A 21,525-nucleotide genomic window follows, 5' to 3' on the forward strand; every position below is an offset into this window, starting at 1 on the left:
CCCCGTCCCGAGGTGTCGTGCGGCAGCAGGTGATCAGCCGAACTGCTGCTCAAGGTCCTTGAGCTTGCGCTCCAGGGAGTCGAGGCGCGGAAGCGCCATTGTGTCGTCCTCCGCGGTCAGGTCCACGGTGATCGGGTCAGACCCTTTGCGGACGGGCTGAAGGGAGGGCCGCTGGCGTACGGGCAGCTGCTCCGGCGCCGATATGGCAGGCTCCGCAGTGGGCTGGGAGGCACGCTCCACCTGGTGCTGCACCTCGTCCTGCCGGCCGCGTCCGACGAAGCCGCGGTGGCCCCGGCTTATGGCCTTGAGCTGGGCCCGCTCCAGACGGTCCTGCTCGCGGCGGCGCAGCCGGTTCGTCTCCTTCTGCCGCTTGTCCTCGCGCACCTCGTCGACCGCCTCGTCCAGGCTGCGCACGCCCTCCAGGAGCATCAGCGACCAGGCCCTGTAGGTCTCGCGGGGGGCACGCAGCCAGCGGACGATACGGATCTGCGGCAGCGGACGCGGCACCAGGCCCTGCTCACGCAGGGCGGCCTTGCGGGTCTGCTTCAGCGCGCGGTCGAAGAGGACGGCCGCGGACAGCGACATGCCGGCGAAGAACTGGGGAGCGCCCGCGTGGTCGACGCCCCTGGGCGCGTGCACCCAGTTGAACCAGGCCGCGGCGCCCGCGAACGTCCACACGAGTATCCGGGAGCCGAGGGCCGCGTCACCGTGGCTCGCCTCGCGCACCGCGAGGACGGAGGAGAACATCGCCGCGCCGTCCAGACCGAACGGCACGAGGTACTCCCAGCCGTCGGAGAGGCCGAGGTTCTGCTGGCCGAAGCCGACCAGCCCGCGGAACGAGAGGGCCGCCGCGACCGACGCGGAGGCGAACAGGAGCGCGTAGGAGACGGTGCCGTACACGGCTTCCTTGCGCCGGCGGCGCTCCTCGCTGCGCTCCCACGAGTCGTCCTTCGCGTGCTCCCCGCCGGACCGCTTGGAGCGCGCAAGCACCGCCACCGCGACCAGCATGCCCAGGAGCAGTACGGCGCCGGGAAGCAGCCAGTTCAGCGATATGTCGGTCAGTCTCATCTAGGGGTCCCTTGCATTGGGATAGGGCGTATCGCCCGCCATAGTGGCCCAACCCCACTGGCCCTCAGGGGGTTTCGGGGCAAGAGGCCGCCAAGGAAGTGCAAGGGGATGCCCCAGGGCGGCATTCTGCTCGAACTGCCGCGTGAGGGGCGGGAGCTGAGTTCGAGTAAGACTACCCATACGGGTGGTTCCTCGGAAAGTTCCTGCGGCAAGTGAGGAAGTTGTGAATTCCCTGTCCCCGCAGGAGCGCCCTTGCCGATGGCGATCTTAGTGGATGCCGTGCGGTGCTGTGTCCCGGGGGTGGGGCTGCGGCCGGCCTGAGGATGCCTCAGGCCGCGGCGGCCGCCGTGAGTTTGGCGATCCGGTCGTCGTCGCAGGTGCGCGGGCAGGTGGCGCAGGTGTCCTCGGGGCGCAGTGTGTAGTACATGCAGCAGCTCGCCCGGTCCCGGGTGGGCAGCGCCTCCCCGGCCGGACCGGACAGCACCCGGAAGGCGGCCGAGCCCGCGTACGGCTTGGTCGCGCCCGGGAGCAGCTGTTCGAGTTCACGTACGGCCCGCGCCTCGTCCCCCAGCAGTCCGGCGATGTACCAGAGCCCCTCGACGACCTCGTCGGTCGCCATGCCCCACAGGGCGCGCCCGCGTCGCCGCATCCGCGGCCCGAAGCCGCCGAGGACCGGTTCCAGGTGCTCGGCGACGGCCGCCCGCACCTCGGCCCGCAGCGCCTCCTCGCCGGCCACGACGACCGCGCCGGGCAGCGCCGCCGCCGGGTCGCCCGGGAGGCAGGCGAAGGAGGTGACGCGCACGGCCATCCGGCCCGCCGTCCGGTCGTACGACACCTCGGTCGCGGGGAGGCGGGGGACCCGGCGGTCCAGGAACCAGGGGAGGGTGATCAGGAGGCAGGCGGCCCAGCCGTAGCGGTGCAGGCCGAAGGTCGCGACCACGTCGGGGCGGGCCGGCCTGCCCTCGTCGCGCAGGATCTGGTCCTCGTCCCAGGCCAGGAAGGCGTCCAGGCCGGGACCGCCCGCCGCCAGCTCGGCGGCGCCGACCCAGTCGCCGCCCCGCGGTGCCGCGTCGCCCGGCCCCAGCTCCGTGACCGCCAGGTCCGGGCAGACCTCGGTGAGGCGGGCGTAGGAGGCGGAGACGGGGGAGATCATGGACTACCGCCGATCGGGTGAGGGCCGACTGTCAGATAAGTAAGCCTTACCTTACCCATCCGTTCGGAAATTTGAACCAGCGCCTTGTGCGCCTAAGGTGCTTGACGGACAAGTAACAACCCGCCGTTAATGACCCAAGTGCCGACGAGCCGGAGGAGGACCCGTGAACCAGCGCGCGCACGCGGCTCCCGCCGAGACGGCCAGGGTGCCGGCGCAGTCGCGGTCCGAGGAGTCGGCGCGGGAAGCGCCCGGTTTCCCCGCCGGCCCGCCGGCCGCGCGGGGCGAGCACACGCACAGCGAGCGGCCGATCCCGCAGCCGAGGCCCGCCGTGCAGCGGGCGTCCGTGCGCGGGCAGATCCTCGACGCGTTGCGTACGGCCCTGGTCGGCGGGGAGCTGGCGCCCGGCGAGGTGTACTCGGCGCCCGCGCTGGGGGAGCGGTTCGGGGTCTCCGCGACGCCGGTGCGCGAGGCGATGCAGCAGCTGGCGCTGGAGGGCGCGGTCGAGGTCGTGCCCAACCGCGGGTTCCGGGTCGTGGAGCGGGGCGCTCGCGAGCTCGCGGAACTGGCCGAGGTCCGGGCGCTGATCGAGACGCCGGTGATGCTGAGGCTGGCACGCAGCGTGCCGGCCGAACGGTGGGCCGCGTTGCGGCCGCTCGCCGAGGAGTCGGTGCGGGCGGCGGCGACGGGGTGCCGGGTGACGTACGCCGAGGCCGACCGGGCGTTCCACCGGGCGGTGCTGGCCCTCGCGGGCAACGAGCAGCTGGTACAGATCGCCGAGGACCTGCACCGCCGTGCGGTTCCGCTGCGCGGGGGCCGCGCCGACCTGATGTCGGACGCGGCCGAGCATGCGGCGCTGCTGGAGGCGTTGATCTCGGGGGAGCTGGATTCCGTGCGGCGGCTGGTGGCCGGGCATTTCGCCGCCGCGGGCTGAGGGGCGAGGGCGTTTGCGGCGGCGGCTCGCCGTCGGGGTGCGGACCGTACGCCGGGTGCGGGTGCGTCGTGGCTGATCGCGCAGTTCCCCGCGCCCCTTACGGGGCGCTTCCCCCCGGCGTTTCAGGTGCGGGTGCGTCGTGGCTGATCGCGCCCGCGCGGCGGAGCCGCACATCAAAAACAGCCCCGCGCCCCTTACGGGGCGCTGCCCGACCGTGGCTCACATAGCTGCGGGCAGGCGTGCCGCAGGGCGGCACGGGTGGGCGCAGCGGCACCCTGCCAACGCCGGTAAGTGACACCCCCCGCCCCCAGCCGTCACGCCGTTGCCGTGCCCGGGGACGGTGGGGTGAGCTGCCTGGCCAGCCAGGTCGGGACGCCGCCCAGGAGGCGGAACAGGCGGCCTGCCTCCTCGCGCAGGCGGGACGCCTCCGGCTCGGACTCCGTGTCGGCCAGGGAGGCGAGCGCCGGGGCCGTGCCGACCAGGTAGCCCAGTTCCTCCCGGATCCGCAGCGACTCCGCGAAACCGTGCCGCGCCTCCGCCAACTCCCCCTCCCGCAACGCCAGTCCGGCCAGGTGGCGCCAGGTGAAGGAGAGAAGGAGGGGGTCGGCGTGGGCGGTGGCCGCGGCGTGGGCGCGGCGGTACGCGGCACGGGCCGCCTGCGGGGAGCGGGTGAGGTTCTCCGCCAGCAGACCCCGCCGGAAGTCGAGCAGCGCCCGCCCCGACGCCCCCGGAGGGATCAGCGCCGCCGCCCTCCCGAGCGCGGCCCGCGCCTCGTCCGCGCGGTCGCGGACGCCGTGCAGCGTGGCCGCATAGGCGAGTTGGCCGCGCTCACAGGCGGCAGCCCCCCGCTCCTCGTCGGTCCGGGCCACCGCCTCCGCCGTCCGCAGCGCGTCCTCCGCCTCTTCCCAGCCCCGCTCGGTGTACAGGCACCGCTCGACCATCAGCCCCGCCCGCTGCAGGGAGTACGCCGGGGTGTCCGACGGCAGCAGGGCCGCCGCGTCGGCCCAGCAGGCCCGCGAGCGCAGCCGCCATACCGCGGTCTGGAGCGGATCGTCACCAGCGGTCGTTCCGTTCCCAGACATGGCGGAGTACGCCACGTTGCCCTCCCCTAGCGCGCCGTCGAGCAGTGAAGTGGTGGCCGCATTCCAGCACCGATCGCCACGCGGGGCCAAGAGGGTGGGTGAATAATTTCACAAAGTCGTGGGACGGCGGCGGCACTTGGCGCGAGCCGGTCGCACGCCCGCGTGACCTCAGCTCATCCGCAATGCCAAGAAGAAATCGAGCTTGTCCTCCAGCCGGGACAGGTCCCGGCCCGTCAACTGCTCGATTCTCCCCACGCGGTAGCGCAGCGTGTTGACGTGCAGGTGGAGACGGGTGGCACAGCGGGTCCAGGAGCCGTCGCAGTCGAGGAACGCCTCAAGGGTGGGGATCAGTTCGGCACGGTGGCGGCGGTCGTAGTCCCGCAGCGGGTCCAGCAGCCGGGCGGTGAAGGCGCGGCGGACGTCGTCGGGGACGAAGGGGAGGAGCAGGACGTGCGAGGCGAGTTCCTGGTGGCCGGCCGCGCAGACCCGGCCCGGGCGGGCGGCGGCCACCCGGCGGGCGTGCCGGGCCTCCTCCAGGGCGCCGCGCAGCCCCTCCGCGGAGTGCACGGCCGCGCTGACACCGAGGGTGACCCGGCCGTCGTCGTCGAGGCCCGCCGCCAGCGGGTCCCGTACGGCCGCCAGAAGGGCGTCGGCGTGGATGCCGGACTCGGAGCCGTCGTGCTCGGCGACGACGGCGGGCAGCGGGACCAGGGCGATCGCCTCGTCGCCGGTGTGGGCCACCGCTATCCGGTCGGAGGGCTCCGGGCCGGTCGCCAGCGGATCGACCAGGATCTCCTCCAGCAGGGCCTGGGCCACCGGGCCGCCCTCCACCTCCCCGCCGTCCCACTCGACGCGGGCGACGACCACCTGCCAGTGCGGGGCCGCGCCCAGGCCCGGCAGCAGGACGGGGGCGGCCACCCGCAGACGGGCCGCGATCTCGGCCGGGGCCGCGCCCGTCTGGACCAGCTCGAGGACCTCCTGCGCCAGCCTGCGCCGCACCGTACGGGCCGCGTCCCGGCGGTCGCGTTCGACGGCGATCAGCTGGGTGACGCCCTGGAGCAGGTCGAGCCGCTCCTCCGGCCAGTCGCCGGCGTCCGCCTCGACGGCCAGCAGCCAGTCCGACAGCACGGTCTCGCGTACGTCCCGGGCGCCCTGCGGGGAGCGGCCGCCGGACCGGATCGGGAACAGGGAGTACGTGGTGCCGTCGAGCAGGACCCGGTGCGGGCCGCGGCGGCCGGTGCGGGTGGCGGCCAGGTGCTCGGCGGCCAGCCCGGCGCAGACGTCGGCGGGCAGCGCGGGCCCCGACACCTTGGAGCCCGCGATCAGGCGGCCGGCCGGGGACAGCACCCAGGCGCGCAGGTCGAGGTCGGAGCCGAGCAGGTCCAGGACCACGTCCGGGCCGCCGCCCGCCGGACCCGAGGTCATCATCCGCCGGTGCCGGTCCACGACCGCCGCCAGGTCCCCGGCACGCTCGCCGCTGACCTGCCGTACGACATGCTCGGTGACCGTCGCGAAGGCCACCGACTCATGGACCGCGAAGAGCGGGAGACGGTGGCGCGCACAGGCCACGACCAGATCCTCCGGGACGTTTCCCAGCTCCGCCTCACCGGCCGCCAGCGCGACCACCCCGGCCTGCACCAGGAGTCGTACGAACGGCTCGGAGTCCGCCGCGTCCCGGCGCCAGGCCAGGCCCGTCAGCACCAGCTCACCGCCGGAGAGGTAGCGGCTCGGGTCGCGCAGGTCGGTGGTCATGACCCCGCGCACGGTACGGTCCAGCTCGTCCTCGCCGCCGAGCAGCCGCAGGCCCAGCGCATCGGTGTCCAGCAGTGCGCGCAGCCGCATCTCGTCGCCGCCGTTCTGTGTCTCGAAATCTACGATGAATCATGAAGGGTCACGGGTGAGGCGCCCGGACGGGCGGGTCCACGGGCCGTCACCAAGGGTCGCCGGGCCGCAACCGATGGCTGCCAGGGCGTTTCCTGCGTTTCCACAGGAAGACCAGGAGGTAACTGATGACCCCCGTTCATACGAATCTACAAGATGCCCGTGCTGGCCAGCCAACTCCTTCATGGTTTCAGTGACTGACCCCGCTGGAGCAAGGGGCGGTGTACTGGCCTCATTCCGCGTCAACAGGACATGAACGAGCCGGGCCCGCCGCACACGGATTGGCTCAATCCACACGACTCACGAGACTCACGAGACGGAGAAGAGAGCCGGTCATGGACTTCCTTCGCCCCGCCAGCTGGGAGGAGGCGCTCGCCGCGAAGGCCGAGCACCCCACCGCAGTGCCGATCGCGGGTGGCACCGATGTGATGGTCGAGATCAACTTCGACCACCGCCGGCCCGAGTACCTCCTCGACCTCAACCGCATCGGTGATCTCTACGAATGGGAGACCGGCGAGGAGAGCGTACGGCTCGGCGCCTCCGTCCCGTACACCCGGATCATGGAGAACCTGCGCGCCGAACTGCCCGGCCTCGCCCTCGCCTCGCACACCGTCGCCTCCCCGCAGATCCGCAACCGCGGCGGCGTCGGCGGCAACCTCGGCACCGCCTCCCCGGCCGGCGACGCCCATCCCGCGCTGCTCGCGGCGGGCGCCGAGGTCGAGGCCGAGTCGGTGCGCGGCACCCGGCTCATCCCCATCGACGACTTCTACACCGGCGTCAAGCGCAACGCCCTCGCGCCCGACGAGCTGATCCGCGCGGTGCACGTGAAGAAGGCCGACGGCCCGCAGCAGTACTCGAAGGTCGGCACGCGTAATGCCATGGTGATCGCCGTGTGCGCCTTCGGGCTCGCCCTGCACCCCGAGACGCGGACGGTACGGACCGGGATCGGCTCCGCCGCCCCGACGCCGGTGCGCGCCAAGGTCGCGGAGGACTTCCTGAACGCGGCGCTCGACGAGGGCGGCTTCTGGGACAACGGAAAGGTCATCACCCCGTCGGTCGCCAAGCAGTTCGCGGACCTGTGCGCCGCCGCCTGCAACCCCATCGACGACGTCCGGGGCACCGCGAGCTACCGCCGCCACGCGGTCGGAGTGATGGCCCGCCGGACGCTCACCTGGACCTGGGAGTCGTACCGCGGCACTACTGAGCAGAAGGGGAGTGTCGCCTGATGCGCGTCAACTTCAGCGTCAACGGACGTCCGCAGGAAGCCGACGACGTGTGGGAGGGCGAGTCCCTGCTGTACGTGCTGAGGGAGCGCCTGGGCCTGCCCGGCTCCAAGAACGCCTGCGAGCAGGGGGAGTGCGGGTCCTGCACCGTCCGGCTGGACGGCGTGCCCGTGTGTTCGTGCCTGGTCGCGGCTGGACAGGTGGAGGGGCGGGAGGTCGTCACGGTCGAGGGGCTGGCGGAGTTTGCGGAGCGGCGGGCCTGCGGGACGGGCGCCAGTGGTATGTCACATGTCACGCGTGACACTTCAAAGAGCTGGCAGCCCAAGCCCCCCTCCGACTCCCAGACCGGCGAACGCACCCGACTCTCCCCCATCCAACAAGCCTTCATCGACGCCGGCGCCGTCCAGTGCGGCTTCTGCACCCCGGGGCTGCTGGTCGCCGCCGACGAGATGCTGGAGCGCAACCCCAACCCGACCGACGCGGACATCCGCGAGGCGCTCTCGGGCAACCTGTGCCGCTGCACCGGCTACGAGACGATCATGGACGCGGTCCGCCTCGCGGCCGCCCGGCAGGGAGAGGCGGTCTGAACCGGATGCCCACCAACAGCGCTCCCCTCGGCACTCCCACCAAGGTCACCCAGGGCTCCCGGACCAGGGGCGGCATCGGCGAGTCCACGCTCCGTCCGGACGGCACCCTCAAGGTCACCGGCGAGTTCGCGTACTCGTCCGACATGTGGCACGAGGACATGCTCTGGGGCCAGATCCTCCGCTCGACCGTCGCGCACGCCGAGATCGTGTCGATCGACACCGGCGAGGCCCTCGCCCAGCCCGGCGTCTACGCCGTCATGACGTACGACGACCTGCCCACCGACGTGAAGAACTACGGCCTGGAGATCCAGGACACCCCGGTCCTCGCGCACGGCAAGGTACGCCACCACGGCGAACCGGTCGCGATCGTCGCCGCCGACCACCCGGAGACCGCCCGCCGTGCGGCCGCCAAGATCAAGGTCGAGTACCGCGAACTGCCCGTCATCACCGACGAGGCCTCGGCGACCGCCCCGGACGCGATCCACGTCCACGAGAACCGCGACGACCACCACGTCGGCCACGTCCCGCACCCCAACATCGTGCACCGTCAGCCGATCATCCGCGGCAACGCCGACGAGGCCGCCGAGAAGGCCGACGTCATCGTCAAGGGCGAGTACTGCTTCGGCATGCAGGACCAGGCCTTCCTCGGCCCCGAGTCCGGCCTCGCGGTGCCCGAGGAGGACGGCGGCGTCCACCTCTACATCGCCACCCAGTGGCTCCACTCCGACCTGCGTCAGATCGCCCCGGTGCTCGGCCTGCCCGAGGACAAGGTGCGGATGACGCTGTCCGGCGTCGGCGGCGCGTTCGGCGGCCGCGAGGACCTGTCGATGCAGATCCACGCCTGCCTGCTGGCCCTGCGCACCGGCAAGCCGGTGAAGATCGTCTACAACCGCTTCGAGTCCTTCTTCGGCCACGTCCACCGCCACCCGGCCCGGCTCTACTACGAGCACGGGGCAACGCGCGAAGGCAAGTTGACGCACGTCAAGTGCCGGATCGTGCTCGACGGCGGTGCCTACGCCTCCGCCTCCCCGGCCGTCGTCGGCAACGCCGCCTCGCTCGGCATCGGCCCGTACGTCGTCGACGACGTCGAGATCGAGGCCATCGCCCTCTACACCAACAACCCGCCCTGTGGCGCGATGCGCGGCTTCGGCGCGGTCCAGGCGTGCTTCGCCTACGAGGCCCAGATGGACAAGGTCGCCAAGCAACTGGGCATGGACCCGGTGGAGTTCAGGAAGCTGAACGCCATGGAGCAGGGCACCGTCATGCCGACCGGCCAGCCGGTCGACTCCCCCGCCCCCGTCGCCGAACTCCTGCGCCGCGTCAGCGCGATGCCACTGCCCCCCGAGCGCCAGTGGGAGAGCAGCGAGGGCGCGGACGTACGGCAGCTGCCCGGCGGTCTGTCCAACACCACGCACGGCGAAGGCGTCGTACGCGGCATCGGCTACGCGGTCGGCATCAAGAACGTCGGCTTCTCCGAGGGCTTCGACGACTACTCGACCGCGCGGGTGCGGATGGAGGTCGTCGGCGGCGAGCCCGTCGCCGTCGTGCACACCGCGATGGCGGAGGTCGGGCAGGGCGGTGTGACCGTCCACGCGCAGATCGCGCGCACCGAGCTAGGCGTGGCGCAGGTGACCATCCACCCGGCCAACACCCAGGTGGGCTCGGCGGGTTCGACCTCGGCCTCCCGGCAGACGTACGTCACCGGCGGCGCCGTGAAGAACTCCTGCGAGCTGGTCCGCGAGAAGGTCCTGGAGCTGGGCCGGCGCAGGTTCGGCACGTATCACCCCGCTTGGGCGACCGCCGAACTGCTGCTGGAGGGCGGCAAGGTCGTCACCGACGGCGGCGAGGTGCTCGCCGACCTGGTGGACGTCCTCGGCGACGAGGCCGTGGAGATCGAGGCGGAGTGGCGGCACCGCGCGACCGTGCCGTTCGACCTGCACACCGGGCAGGGCAACGGCCACGTCCAGTACAGCTTCGCCGCCCACCGCGCGGTCGTCGAGGTGGACACCGAACTGGGCCTGGTCAAGGTGATCGAGCTGGCCTGCGCCCAGGACGTCGGCAAGGCGCTCAACCCGCTCTCCGTCGTCGGCCAGATCCAGGGCGGTACGACCCAGGGCCTGGGCATCGCGGTGATGGAGGAGATCATCGTCGACCCGAAGACCGCGAAGGTCAGGAACCCGTCCTTCACGGACTACCTGATCCCGACCATCCTCGACACGCCGACCATCCCGGTCGACGTCCTCGAACTCGCCGACGACCACGCCCCGTACGGGCTCCGCGGCATCGGCGAGGCCCCGACCCTGTCCTCGACCCCGGCCGTCCTCGCGGCGATCCGGAACGCGACCGGGCTGGAGCTCAACCGCACGCCGGTACGCCCGGAGCACCTGACGGGTACCGCGTAACACCACCTCGGCGCCGGGCAACTGCTCAACTTCCCGGCGCCGACCCCCAGAAGCGTGCACCACCGGGCCGTCCCCCGGGTCATGCACTTCCCAAATCCCGCGCATCGCCGGAGGCAACCGGCATGCGTCGGGGGCCCCTGTGAACCTTGGGAGTCGGCATCATGACCCAGCAGTCACTCGAACCCAGGGCGACGGCCGAAGACGCGGGAGAAGGCACCCGTGTCCCGGCCGGACGGTCCTGGCTCGACCGGTACTTCCACATTTCCCAGCGAGGATCGAGCGTCGCGCGTGAAGTGCGCGGCGGCGTCACCACCTTCATGGCGATGGCGTACATCCTCCTGCTCAACCCCCTGATCCTGTCCGGCAAGGACGCGGCCGGGGACACCCTCGGACAGCAGGCGCTGATCACCGCGACGGCGTTCGCGGCGGCCTTCACCACGCTGCTGATGGGCTTCGCCGGCAAGGTGCCCCTCGCGCTCGCCGCCGGCCTCTCCGTCTCCGGTGTGCTGTCCTCGCAGGTCGCCCCGCAGATGACCTGGCCGCAGGCGATGGGCATGTGCGTGATGTACGGCGTCGTCATCATGCTCCTGGTCGTCACCGGCCTGCGCGAGATGATCATGAACGCCATCCCGCTCGCACTCAAGCACGGCATCACCATGGGCATCGGCCTGTTCATCGCCCTCATCGGCTTCTACAAGTCCGGCTTCGTGCACCAGGGCAAGGCCACCCCGGTCACCCTCGGTCCCGCGGGCGAACTCGCCGGCTGGCCGGTGCTGCTCTTCGCCGGCACCCTGCTGCTGATCTTCATGCTGCAGGCCCGGAACGTCCCCGGCGCGATCCTGATCGGCATCATCAGCGGCACGGTCGTGGCGGCCGTACTGAACGGCCTCGGAGTCATCGACCCGAAACAGTGGGCCAGCGGCGCCGCACCCGAACTGCACGGCTCCGCCGTCTCCATGCCGGACTTCTCGCTCTTCGGGCACGTCGAGTTCGGCGGCTGGGGCAAGGTCGGCGCGATGACGGTGGCGATGATCGTCTTCACCCTCGTGCTCGCCGGGTTCTTCGACGCGATGGCCACCATCATCGGCGTCGGCACCGAGGCGAAGCTGGCCGACGACCAGGGCCGGATGCCGGGCCTGTCCAAGGCGCTGTTCATCGACGGCGCGGGCGGCGCGATCGGGGGAGTGGCCGGCGGCTCCGGCCAGACGGTCTTCATCGAGTCGGCGACGGGCGTCGGCGAGGGCGCCCGCACCGGTCTCGCCTCGGTCGTGACCGGACTCTTCTTCGCGGCCTGCCTGTTCTTGACCCCGCTCACCGCGATCGTGCCGCAGGAGGTCGCCTCGGCCGCCCTGGTGGTCATCGGCGCGATGATGCTGATGAACGCCCGGCACGTGGACTGGGCCGACCGGGCCACCGCCATCCCGGTGTTCCTGACGGTCGTCCTGATGCCCTTCACCTACACCATCACCACCGGCGTGGCCGCCGGCGTCATCTCCTACACCGCCATCAAGGCAGCTCAGGGCAGGGCACGGGAAGTCGGGGTATTCATGTGGGGCCTGACAGGGATCTTCCTGGTCTATTTCGCCCTCAATCCCATTGAGAGCTGGCTGGGCGTCCACTAGGCGCTCCGCTGGTTCAGCCGAGATGGACCGGTTGTTGTCTGCGGGTTCGTTGTGGCTGGTCGCGCAGTTCCCCGCGCCCCTTCGGGGGCGCCTGTACCTGACCCCGTTTAAGGAGAGCGAGAGATGCTCGACATCGCCGAGGAGCTGAACCGGTGGGTTGCGGAGGGGCGGGACTTCGCCGTGGCCACGGTGGTGGCCGTCGGTGGCAGTGCGCCCCGGCAGCCCGGCGCCGCCCTCGCGGTGGACGCCGAGGGCACCGCCGTGGGCTCGGTCTCCGGCGGTTGTGTGGAGGGTGCCGTGTACGAGCTGTGCCGGCAGGCGCTGGAGGACGGGGAGACCGTCCTGGAGCGCTTCGGGTACAGCGACGACGACGCCTTCGCCGTCGGTCTGACCTGCGGCGGCGTCATCGACATCCTCGTCACACCGGTGCGGGCGGACGACCCCGTCCGGCCGGTGGTCGCGGCCGCGCTGGCCGCCGCCGTGCGCGGGGACGCGGCGGCGGTCGCGCGGATCGTCAGCGGGCCGCCGGAACTCCTGGGCCGAGCCCTGCTGGTGGACGCCGACGGCTCCCACGAGGGCGGCTTCGGCGCCCATCCGGAGCTGGACCGCACGGTCGCCGCCGAGGCGGCCGCCTTCCTGGACGCGGGCCGCACCGGCACCCTGGAGATCGGAGAGCAGGGCTCTCGGTGCGGAGCACCGCTCATGGTGCTGGTCGAGTCGTCCGTCCCGCCGCCCCGGATGATCGTCTTCGGCGCGATCGACTTCGCGTCCGCGCTGGTGCGGGTCGGCAAGTTCCTCGGCTACCACGTGACGGTGTGCGACGCCCGCCCCGTCTTCGCGACCAGGACCCGCTTCCCGGAGGCCGACGAGATCGTCGTCGAGTGGCCCCACAGATACCTGGAGCGCACGCAGGCGGACGCTCGTACCGTCCTGTGCGTCCTCACCCACGACGCCAAGTTCGACGTCCCGCTGCTCCGCCTGGCCCTCCGCCTCCCGGTGGCGTACGTCGGCGCGATGGGCTCCCGCCGCACCCACCTGGACCGCAACGAACGCCTGCGCGAGGTCGGCGTCACCGAGTTGGAGCTGGCCCGCCTCCGGTCGCCCATCGGCCTCGACCTCGGCGCCCGTACGCCCGAGGAGACTGCGCTGTCGATCGCGGCCGAGATCGTCGCGAACCGCAGAGGCGGCAGCGGGGTCTCCCTGACCGGGGCGCACACCCCGATCCACCACGACGTGACGTCTTCGCAGGCCACGGCGCGGCGGATCGGGTCGGTGGCCTAGCTCCCCCTGTGGCGGCCGTCCCGGCGTGCTCCCCCGGAGCGCCCGGCCCGTTCCCCCGATCGCCGTACCGGTCCGGGCGCCAGGGGACGATGGAAGCGCCTTCACAGCCGCCGTACAGCGTCAAATGACGCATTCGGCGCCGGGAGTTCCGTTCTCATGCACGCGGGTTGCACGAGGGCCGCAAGCGCGTCGGGTCATTCCTCGGCCCAGCGCCGTAGCCCCGCCAGGTCGAGTACGACGGTCCGCCCCCGCCGGGTGGCCACCAGGCCCTCCTGCTGCATGGCCCGCAGGCAGCGCACCACCGACTCCCTGGACGCCCCGGTGGCGGCGGCCAGTTCACGCTGGTTGACCTGCACGGCGACGGCACCCGGCAGGGTTTCGGGGGCGGCCGCGCCGTACTGCACGGCGAGCTTCACCAGCAGCCCGGCGACCCGGGCGCGGGTGGTGCGGGCGCCCTGTTCGGCGCGCAGCCCGTCGGAGTCCCGTAATCGGCCCACGACGCTGCGCAGCACCGACAGGCACAGGCCCGGGTCGCGCTCCAGGAGCCGTAGGAAGGCCTCCGCGGCGAGCACCGCGCCCTCGCTGCGGCGCATCGCGGTGACCGTGGCGCCCCGGGGCCGGCCGTCTATGCAGGAGAACTCGCCGAGGAGTTCACCGGGGCCGCGCAGCGCGAGCAGGCTGGTGTAGCCGTTGGCCGAGTCGACCGTCACCTTGACCAGGCCGTCGGTGAGCAGGACGACGGAGTGCGCCTCCTCGCCCTCCCGCATCAGCACCTCGCCGCGGGCCCACCCGCGCGGATGCCCGGCCTCCCGTAACAGCTTCGCTTCCCCGGGCGAGAAGAACGCCACCTTCGAGCCTCCCGGCCGCATCGACGCACGGTGACCGTTCGGCACCGGACGGCCACTGTCCATCCTGCGGCCGGGGTCTGCCAAGGGGCCGGCGGCCCGTACGGCACCGCGGTCAGGGCCGCCGGAGCAGTGAGTTGACCGCCCGTCCGAACACCGCCCGGGACGCCCGGCGCACCAGCGGGTCGAAGAGCGACGGCAGCCCCCGGATCCGCAGCTCCTCGTGCCACACCACCCGGGTACGGCCGCCGGGGCCTGGGTGCACCTCCAGTTCGGCCCAGCCGAGCACCACCCGGCCGTGCTTGACCAGGCGGCACCGGCCGGAGCCGCCGTCCCGTGGCGGCTCCCAGACGGTCACCTCCATGGGATCGTCGAACGACAGCGGCCCGAACCCGGAACGGGCCACGAACACGGTGCCCTCGTGGGTCGGGGGATCGGTGAGCACGGTGACCCGGGTCAGCGGGACCACGTCGGCGTGCCGGGACCACTCCGTGAGCCGGCGCCACGCCTCGTCGATCGGCAGCGGAGCCGTCCGCTGAAGGAGGAAATTGACCACGGCACGATCGTAGGGAACCGGTCGCTGGACGTGGGACACGCTTTACCGTTCACCTGTTTCCCGCCTGGTTCCGCCGGCGCTCGCGTCGGGAAGGACCACATCCGGACGGTGCGATGCGGAGCGTCACCGACCGGCTCGCGGCGCGGAGCGTCCCTATCGGAGCCCGGTGCTTTCAAGGGGGATGCGAACACGTGTGCCTGTGATCGCTGGCTGAGGTGATGGCTGCGGAATCGGGGGCGTGTGTGCGGCGGTCGCACATATGGTCCTTGCGGGAGTTCGGGACCGCAGGTTGTCCGTCCCGGCGGTGGATCGTGAGGGGGCGGAATGGCGCAGGTGGGCGCGGCTGCGGAGGCCGGTCATGCCCGGTACACCTACCGGCTGCGCGTGTCGTCAACCGCCCGCGTCTCTTTGGCGGCGGAGTGGGACCGGTGCCGGTGGGTCTGGAACGAATGCGTCGCCAGGTCCAAGGCCACCTACCTGAACAACCAGGCGACGGGAGAGGAACGGACGTGCGGGCCGGCGCAGCTCGACAGGATGCTGACCGAAGCGCGCAGGACGACGCCGTGGCTGAGTGCCGGCTCGTCAGTTCCCCAGCAGCAGGTCATTCGCGACTTCGGCCGCTCTCGCGCCAAGGCGCACAAGGACATCCGCGACCGCCTGCCGGTACGGCAGCGTGCGGGGATGCCGAAGTGGAAGACCAAGCGCGAGGCGCCGGCAACCCTCAACTACACGCGGCGTGGGTTCCGGCTGAGGGACGGCCGTCTGTGTCTGGCCGGGGGCATCGTGGTGATGGTGGTGTGGTCCCGGGAGCTGCCGGTCGAGCCGTCCTCGGTGCGTGTGTATCAGGACAGTCTCGGGCACTGGTACTGCTCCTTCGTCGTCCCGGCTCACATCCAGCCTCTGCCGCAGACCGGCCGCGTACTCGGTATCGACTGGGGTGTGAAGGAGACCGCAACCACCACATCCGACGCGCACGACCTGCCGCACGCCGGGCATGGCAGCAAGGCGAAGGAGAAGCTGGCCCGCTACGACCGGATGATGGCTCGCCGCAGACCGAAGAAGGGCCAGCCCGCCTCGAAGGGGTACCGCGAGGCGAAGAAGCTACGGGCGAAGACATGCAAGAAGGTCGCCCGGCAGCGTGAGGACACCGGCCGCAAGTGGGCCAAGAAGCTCGTGACCGACCACGACGCCATTGCCGTCGAAGACTTCAGGCCGAAGTTCCTGGCCAGGACGACCATGGCCCGCAAGGCCGCTGACGCCGCCATCGGCGCCACGAAGGCCGCTCTGATCGAGATGGGCCGCAAGCACGAGCGGGACATCCGCCTCGTACACCCGGCGTTCACCACGATGGACTGCGCGCACTGCGGAGCGAGAGCCAAGCACGCACTGCCGCTGGGTGAGCGCACTTACTCCTGCGTCGTGTGCATGACCGTCTCCTCACGGGACAAGAACTCCGCACACGTGATGCTCGTCCGGGCTGGTCTCAACCCGGCTGGTGCTGATGGCGGAAGACCTCCCGGAGCGCTACTCCAGAAGGCGGCCTGAGCCAGGAATCCCCTCCCCCGTACCGGGAGGGGAGGTTTCAAAGGACCGACAGATTCGTCCAACCAGGGCCGCCGCCGGTCCGGGCCCCGTACGATTCCTGCCATGGCGGGCAAACCGCCTGCCCGCACGGGGAGTTGGTCATCATGCCGTTGAAGACCTATGGCGTACTGATCACGAGGGCGGTCGACACCCGGCGCGAGGGCGCCGCCGACAGCCCGCATTACCAGATCCACCTCACGGACGACGCCGGTGTGCACTACCGGGCCGCGGTCAACGTCCTCTCGCAGGAGAAGCCCGCCGAACTGCTCTACCTCGTCGACGACGACTTCAAGCACCCGCTCACCGCCCGTCTGGGGGGCCTGGCGAGCGGCTGGAACACGCTGCCGCCCGGGCCCGGCGGCCCCAACCTCGACTTCGTCCGCGGCAACCTCTTCGACCCGGCGAAGATGCGGGTCCTGCCCGCGGACCGCTCCGGACCCGACAACGACCTGGCCGACCTGCTCGACCACTACGTCCGGCGGGCCGTCGACGACCCCGGCGCCCGCCTGTACCTCTTCGGCGAGCGCTGGGGGCCCGAGACCGGCGTCAAGGACAAGGTGTTCGGCTTCCTGCCCGGCAACGGCGTCCACGACATCCACATGAACCAGGGCAACGACGGCCGCTTCACCGGCGACGACGGGGTCTGGCAGGACGGCGGACTGCTGCTCCGCTTCCCGGGCGACGGCCAGGCCGCGGAGCGCTGGGTAGGGATCTTCCTCGCCTTCCAGAGCCAGGCCTGGCACACCGACGACGTCACCGGCCACACCCTCCCGGACGTCGACACCTCCCGCCCCGCGCCCGGCGACCGGCCGGTCCGGATCGTCGCCGCGCTGGTCAACCCGGTCGGCCCCGCCCCCGAGGCGGAGACCGTCACTCTCCTCAACGCCTCGTCCGCCCCGGTCGACCTCACCGGCTGGCGCCTCCTCGACCGCATCGGCCAGGCCTCCCCGGTCCCGGCCGGCCCCCTCGCCGCCGGTGCCGCCCTCGCCGTGCCGCTCTCCGGCGGCGCCCAACTCGGCAACCACGGCGGTGAGATCACCCTCCTCGACGCCGCCGGACTCAAGGCCGACGGGGTGTCGTACACGGCCGAACAAGCGGCCCGCGAAGGGTGGTGGGTCGTCTTCTGACCGGGCCGCGCACGGCCCTGTCGCGGCGGCCCGGCGGTACGGCACCATGAGCGCGGTCCGTACCGCCGTCGTCGTCCCGGGGAGCGTCTCGTGGAACACGAACTGCACGACAGGCACGACGCACACGACAGGCTCGACGACCTGATGCGCGATCCCTACCCGCTCTACGCGCGGGCACGGGCCGCCGAGGGGCTGGTGCGGGTGGCCGAACTGGACGCCTGGCTGGTGGCCCGGGACGCCGACGTCCGCGAAGTGCTGCGCCGCACGGAGGAGTTCTCGTCGGCGAACGCGTTACGGCCGGACGTCATGCCCTCGGCCGCCGCGCTCGCCGTGCTCGGCGGTGGCTTCGGCGGTCGGCCGGTCGTGGTCACCTCGGACGGCGAACGGCACCAGCGGCTGCGCGCGCCGCTGGTGCGGGCGCTGTCACCGGCCCGGGTCGCGGCGGCCGTGCCGTACGCCCGTGAGCGCGCCGCCGCCCTCGTCGACGGGTTCGTGACGGACGGCCGGGTGGAGCTGATGTCGGCCTACGCCATGCGGCTGCCCGGCGAGGTCATCGGACGGATCGTCGGTCTCGACCCCGCCGACGTGCCGCTCGTCGTGCACGGCGGGCGCCGCGCCGAGGAGTTGCTGTTCCGGCCGCTGCCGGAGGCCGAGCAGATCGCCGCCGCCGAGGACGTCGTCGCCATGCAGCACGTCCTCGACCGCTGCGCCCGCGACCGCTACACGCACCCCCGCGAGGACCTGGCCACGGAGATCGTCGCCTCCGTGACCGAGCCCGGCCACACCGAACTGCCCCTGGAGCAGCGCCACGAGGCCGTCGCCCACCTGCAGAACCTGCTGATCGCCGGGCACCTGACCACGACCGCGCTGATCGGCACCACCGTCCTGCACCTGCTCGGCCACCGGCGCCAGTGGGAACTGCTCGGCGAGCGGCCCGACCTGATCCCGGCGGCCGTGGAGGAGGCGGCGCGTTACGACGGGGCGCTCCAGGGCTTCCGGCGGGTGACCACCCGCCCGGTCACCCTCGCCGGCACCGAACTCCCGGCCGGGGCGGAGCTGTTCGTCGCCTTCGGTGCGGCCAACCGGGATGCCGCGCGGCACCCCGGCCCCGACACGTTCGACATCACCCGGGCCGCCCCGGCCCGCCATCTCGCCTTCGGTTTCGGCGCCCACGCCTGCGTCGGCGCCCAGCTGGCCCGCGAGCAACTCCGGGCCACGGTCGAGGAGCTGACCCGCCGGCTCCCGGACCTGCGGCTCGCGGAGGGCCGTCCGGTGACCATGCGGCCGACGATGATCCACCGCTCACCGGAGGAGTTGCACCTCACCTGGGCGGTGTCCTAGGAGCTGTTCGGGGTGCGCGGCCAGGCGGCGTCGAGCGAGGTGCCGGGAGCGCCTCCGCTCCGGTGCCGGGCGCCGACCGGGGTTCGTCGGTCGGGCGCCCGGGCTGCCGGGACCGGTGGTCACTTCCTGACGACGGACTCCACCCAGCTGATGAAGTTCGTCGTGGAGTTGCCGGTGCGTTCGGCCTGGGTGTGTCCCTGGGCCCACACGGTGGCGAAGTCGACGTCGCGGATGCCGTAGTTCCGTAGGGCCAACTGGATATTGATCTCGGTCGTGTTGGCGGTGTCGCCCTGCATGATGCCGGTGCGGATGCGCCAGTGGCGCGCGACCTGCGACCGGCGGTAGCCGGCGAAGGCGGGCGAGAGGAAGTACAGCGGGTTGTAGGCGTCGGCCCGCCAGGCCATGTCCTTGCCGACGCTGTCCTTCAGTGCGAAGTCGCTGTCGTACGCCGCGGAGCCGTAGTCGGAGCTCCAGTCGGAGTACGTGGCGTACGTCGACTCGTTGGCCGCGACGACGTCACGGGTGAGCGGCGCGAAGTGCGCCGAGGCGTTGAGTCCCATGGCGAAGACGCCGTTCTCGGTCTGCGCGCGGGAGTAGCCGTCGAACGCGCCGACCGGCTTGTTCGCGGTCTTCTGGCTGGTGACGAAGCCCTGGAGGCCGGACACTGTGGCGGTGTTGGTCGTGGCGTCGTAGGTGACCCAGGTGCTGTTCGTGTTGAGGTAGGCGATGTAGTCGTCGACCGTCTCGTACGTGGTGGAGGAGCCCGTCTGGCCCGATCCGGGCGGGCCGCCCATCGTCGTGATGGTGTACGGGAATGTGTTGTCCGCCAGGAAGTTGTTCAGCGAGGTGGTGATCACCTCGATCAGGTGGTCGTAGTAGCTGCCGGCCAGGTAGGTGCCGCTGCCGGACTCGGTCAGCTGCAGGCGCCTGCCCTGCTCGTCGCGCAGACCCAGGCGGTTGACGTACTTGGGCCAGGCCCTCGCGAGGTCCGCCGAGTAGGCGCTGGTCCAGGTGCCGGACGCGCGCGTGCCCGTCGAGGCGAACTGGCCCATGTTCCACTCGTAGGACAGGTTGGCCTCGTGCAGGCTGGTGATCGGGCACCAGGCCATGACGCCGGCGACCGCGTCGCTGAGGGGGCGGCCCTCGGCGTCCTCCATCGCCGCGCCGATCGTGCGCAGGTAGGGGTGGTACAGGGGGCTGTCGCCGGACGCGCCCGCCACGGTGTCCTGGGCGCCGCCGCCGCTCATGCCGAACAGGACGATGTCGTCCGTGCTGCCGGGCAGGACGCTCCGGTTGTAGCGCAGGAAGCGGACCGCGGCCTTGAGGTCGGTCACGCCCCAGGGGGCCGCGTCGGAGCGGGTGCTGGTCGAGCTGTCCCGGCCGCGCAGGCCCGGCCATACGTAGATGTGCCCGGCCGCGAGGTACGGCGACACGCTGTTGTAGCTGTAGGACGTGGCCGGCTTCTGGGCGGCGTAGCCGGGGGTGTTGACCGGGATCACGATCGGCGCCGTGCGTCCCGAGTACGCGCCGACGGTGCCCTTCGGGTTGGCCGTCGCGGTGTACGTGGTCCCGTCGCTGTTGGCGGTGGCCGTCAGATAGGCGCCCGGCACGTAGATCGACAGGTTCTCGATGTCCGTCGCGGCCGGGTCGGTGACGTACACCTTTCCCAGCTGGTAGTACACGTCGTTGGCCGAGTCGTACGACCAGGCGGTGGAGTCGAGCTCCAGCGAGTACGCCGAGGACGTGGTCGTCGAACTGCTCGACGACGAGGTGCCGGCGAAAGCAGTGCCTGCCGCGCCCTCGGCGACTCCGAACGCGGCCATGGCTGCGGCGCCCCGGATAACGGTTCTGCGGTTGATCTCCACCCGTAGACCTCCTTGTGCAGCGGGTTGCTGTGCGGCTCTTTCGAGTCCCCGACTGTAGGCAAGGAGGCCCAGGATTGTTGACAATTTCGATGATTATTTTGTTAGAAGCTTGCCCGCGGGGCTAGGGCCGGTACACCTTCCCCGGTTCGGCCTTGGCGGGGGCGAGCAGCTGGGGGACCGTCACGAACACGTACCCGCGCGCCTTGAGGGCGTCGATGATGCCGGGTACGGCGGGCACAGTGCCCTTGTAGAGGTCGTGCAGCAGGATGATCCCGTCCCGGGAGGCCTGGTCCAGGACCCGCTTCTCGATCAGTGCCGAGTCGGTCGTCTTGTAGTCCTTTGCGGTCACGCTCCACAGCACCTCGGAGAGGCCCAGCTCCCGGCAGATGCGGTGCACGTCCGCGTCGGTACGGCCCTGCGGCGGGCGCATCAGCGTGGGCTTCCGCCCGGTGAGGTGCTCGATGGCGTCGTCGGTGCGGGTGAGCTCCTCGCGTATCTGGCGGTCCGGTATCCGCGTGAGGATCTTGTGGTCCCAGGTGTGGCTGGCGACCTCGTGCCCCTCCGCCGCCATCCGCTTCACCAGCTCCGGGTACTTCTCGATGTGCCGCTTGCCCAGCAGGAAGAAGGTCGCCGGGACGTGCTTCTCCTTGAGGATGTCGAGCAGCCGTGCCGAGTTCTCGCTGGGCCCCGCGTCGAAGGTGAGCGCGATGCACTTCGCCTCGCGGCAGTCGACGGTCCCGAACCGGGCCTGGGTCGTCGTGCCGGCGTGGTCGCGGGCGTCGGCGGGCGAGGTCGTGTCGACCTGTGCGCAGCCCGCCAGGGCGAGGGTCAGCGACACGGCCGCGGCGGTGAGCGCCGGGAGACGGAAACGGCCCGACCGGGTTCCGGTGGACCGGAACCCGGAGGGCCTTCTTTCCCTCTTCTTGCTCGGAAGCTTGCTCCAAAGTGGCATGCCGGGACTATACACACAGTGTATA

The 21,525-nt window shown here is 71.6% G+C and carries 17 protein-coding genes; 9 read left to right on the forward strand and 8 right to left on the reverse strand.

The window, feature by feature from the left end; genetic code table 11:
• Positions 1–33: 33 nt before the first annotated feature.
• Positions 34–1,068, reverse strand: coding sequence for a DUF2637 domain-containing protein (locus tag ACFWPS_RS00100; protein WP_383699114.1), 1,035 nt, complete (start codon positions 1,066–1,068; stop codon positions 34–36).
• A gap of 328 nt (positions 1,069–1,396) precedes the next feature.
• A complete protein-coding gene (locus ACFWPS_RS00105) occupies positions 1,397–2,221 on the reverse strand; it encodes a (2Fe-2S)-binding protein (RefSeq protein WP_383699116.1) in 825 nt (274 codons plus the stop codon).
• Between the two features lie 163 nt (positions 2,222–2,384).
• On the opposite strand from ACFWPS_RS00105, the gene ACFWPS_RS00110 reads away from it, so the two are divergent.
• Complete coding sequence (locus tag ACFWPS_RS00110) at positions 2,385–3,152, forward strand: GntR family transcriptional regulator (RefSeq protein WP_383699118.1); 768 nt, start codon at positions 2,385–2,387, stop codon at positions 3,150–3,152.
• A 314-nt stretch (positions 3,153–3,466) separates the two neighbouring features.
• Here the strand turns inward: ACFWPS_RS00110 and ACFWPS_RS00115 are convergent, their stop codons facing one another.
• Both ACFWPS_RS00115 and ACFWPS_RS00120 read right to left on the reverse strand, forming a co-directional pair.
• Entirely contained in the window at positions 3,467–4,234 is a 768-nt protein-coding gene (locus ACFWPS_RS00115; protein WP_383699120.1) for a hypothetical protein, read from the reverse strand.
• Positions 4,235–4,402: 168 nt separating this feature from the next.
• Positions 4,403–6,076, reverse strand: a complete 1,674-nt coding sequence (locus ACFWPS_RS00120) for a PucR family transcriptional regulator (protein ID WP_383699122.1) — start codon at positions 6,074–6,076, stop codon at positions 4,403–4,405.
• A 374-nt stretch (positions 6,077–6,450) separates the two neighbouring features.
• On the opposite strand from ACFWPS_RS00120, the gene ACFWPS_RS00125 reads away from it, so the two are divergent.
• The 5 genes from ACFWPS_RS00125 (at position 6,451) to ACFWPS_RS00145 (ending at position 13,230) form a co-directional block, all read left to right on the forward strand.
• Positions 6,451–7,341 (forward strand): FAD binding domain-containing protein, encoded by an 891-nt coding sequence (locus tag ACFWPS_RS00125; protein ID WP_383699124.1) that lies wholly within the window; start codon positions 6,451–6,453, stop codon positions 7,339–7,341.
• Positions 7,341–7,925: a (2Fe-2S)-binding protein gene (locus ACFWPS_RS00130; RefSeq protein WP_383699126.1), complete on the forward strand. Its 585-nt coding sequence runs from the start codon at positions 7,341–7,343 to the stop codon at positions 7,923–7,925. The genes ACFWPS_RS00125 and ACFWPS_RS00130 overlap by 1 nt, the downstream gene beginning before the upstream one ends.
• A gap of 5 nt (positions 7,926–7,930) precedes the next feature.
• Positions 7,931–10,327: a xanthine dehydrogenase family protein molybdopterin-binding subunit gene (locus ACFWPS_RS00135; RefSeq protein WP_383699128.1), complete on the forward strand. Its 2,397-nt coding sequence runs from the start codon at positions 7,931–7,933 to the stop codon at positions 10,325–10,327.
• 161 nt (positions 10,328–10,488) lie between these two features.
• Positions 10,489–11,949, forward strand: coding sequence for an NCS2 family permease (locus tag ACFWPS_RS00140; RefSeq protein WP_383699130.1), 1,461 nt, complete (start codon positions 10,489–10,491; stop codon positions 11,947–11,949).
• 123 nt (positions 11,950–12,072) lie between these two features.
• The gene (locus ACFWPS_RS00145) at positions 12,073–13,230 is read left to right on the forward strand and encodes an XdhC family protein (RefSeq protein WP_383699132.1); all 1,158 of its coding nucleotides are present in this window, start codon (positions 12,073–12,075) and stop codon (positions 13,228–13,230) included.
• Positions 13,231–13,424: 194 nt separating this feature from the next.
• Here the strand turns inward: ACFWPS_RS00145 and ACFWPS_RS00150 are convergent, their stop codons facing one another.
• Together ACFWPS_RS00150 and ACFWPS_RS00155 are read right to left on the reverse strand one after the other, a co-directional pair.
• Positions 13,425–14,099 (reverse strand): Crp/Fnr family transcriptional regulator, encoded by a 675-nt coding sequence (locus tag ACFWPS_RS00150; RefSeq protein WP_383699134.1) that lies wholly within the window; start codon positions 14,097–14,099, stop codon positions 13,425–13,427.
• Positions 14,100–14,190: 91 nt separating this feature from the next.
• On the reverse strand, positions 14,191–14,631 hold the full coding sequence (locus tag ACFWPS_RS00155; protein WP_382733115.1) for an SRPBCC family protein: 441 nt from the start codon (positions 14,629–14,631) through the stop codon (positions 14,191–14,193).
• 324 nt (positions 14,632–14,955) lie between these two features.
• Between ACFWPS_RS00155 and ACFWPS_RS00160 the strand changes: the two genes are divergently transcribed.
• From ACFWPS_RS00160 to ACFWPS_RS00170, 3 genes are all read left to right on the forward strand, one after another.
• The gene (locus ACFWPS_RS00160; RefSeq protein WP_383699137.1) at positions 14,956–16,176 is read left to right on the forward strand and encodes an RNA-guided endonuclease InsQ/TnpB family protein; all 1,221 of its coding nucleotides are present in this window, start codon (positions 14,956–14,958) and stop codon (positions 16,174–16,176) included.
• 143 nt (positions 16,177–16,319) lie between these two features.
• A complete protein-coding gene (locus tag ACFWPS_RS00165) occupies positions 16,320–17,342 on the forward strand; it encodes a DUF2278 family protein (protein WP_383699139.1) in 1,023 nt (340 codons plus the stop codon).
• A 144-nt stretch (positions 17,343–17,486) separates the two neighbouring features.
• Entirely contained in the window at positions 17,487–18,683 is a 1,197-nt protein-coding gene (locus ACFWPS_RS00170) for a cytochrome P450 (RefSeq protein WP_383699773.1), read from the forward strand.
• A 119-nt stretch (positions 18,684–18,802) separates the two neighbouring features.
• Here ACFWPS_RS00170 and ACFWPS_RS00175 read toward each other — a convergent pair whose 3' ends face one another.
• Together ACFWPS_RS00175 and ACFWPS_RS00180 are read right to left on the reverse strand one after the other, a co-directional pair.
• On the reverse strand, positions 18,803–20,548 hold the full coding sequence (locus ACFWPS_RS00175; RefSeq protein ID WP_383699141.1) for an esterase: 1,746 nt from the start codon (positions 20,546–20,548) through the stop codon (positions 18,803–18,805).
• A gap of 121 nt (positions 20,549–20,669) precedes the next feature.
• Positions 20,670–21,500, reverse strand: a complete 831-nt coding sequence (locus ACFWPS_RS00180; protein WP_383699144.1) for a polysaccharide deacetylase family protein — start codon at positions 21,498–21,500, stop codon at positions 20,670–20,672.
• Positions 21,501–21,525 lie beyond the last annotated feature (25 nt).

Source organism: Streptomyces sp. NPDC058457, assembly GCF_042720695.1.
Classification (GTDB): Bacteria; Actinomycetota; Actinomycetes; order Streptomycetales; family Streptomycetaceae; genus Streptomyces.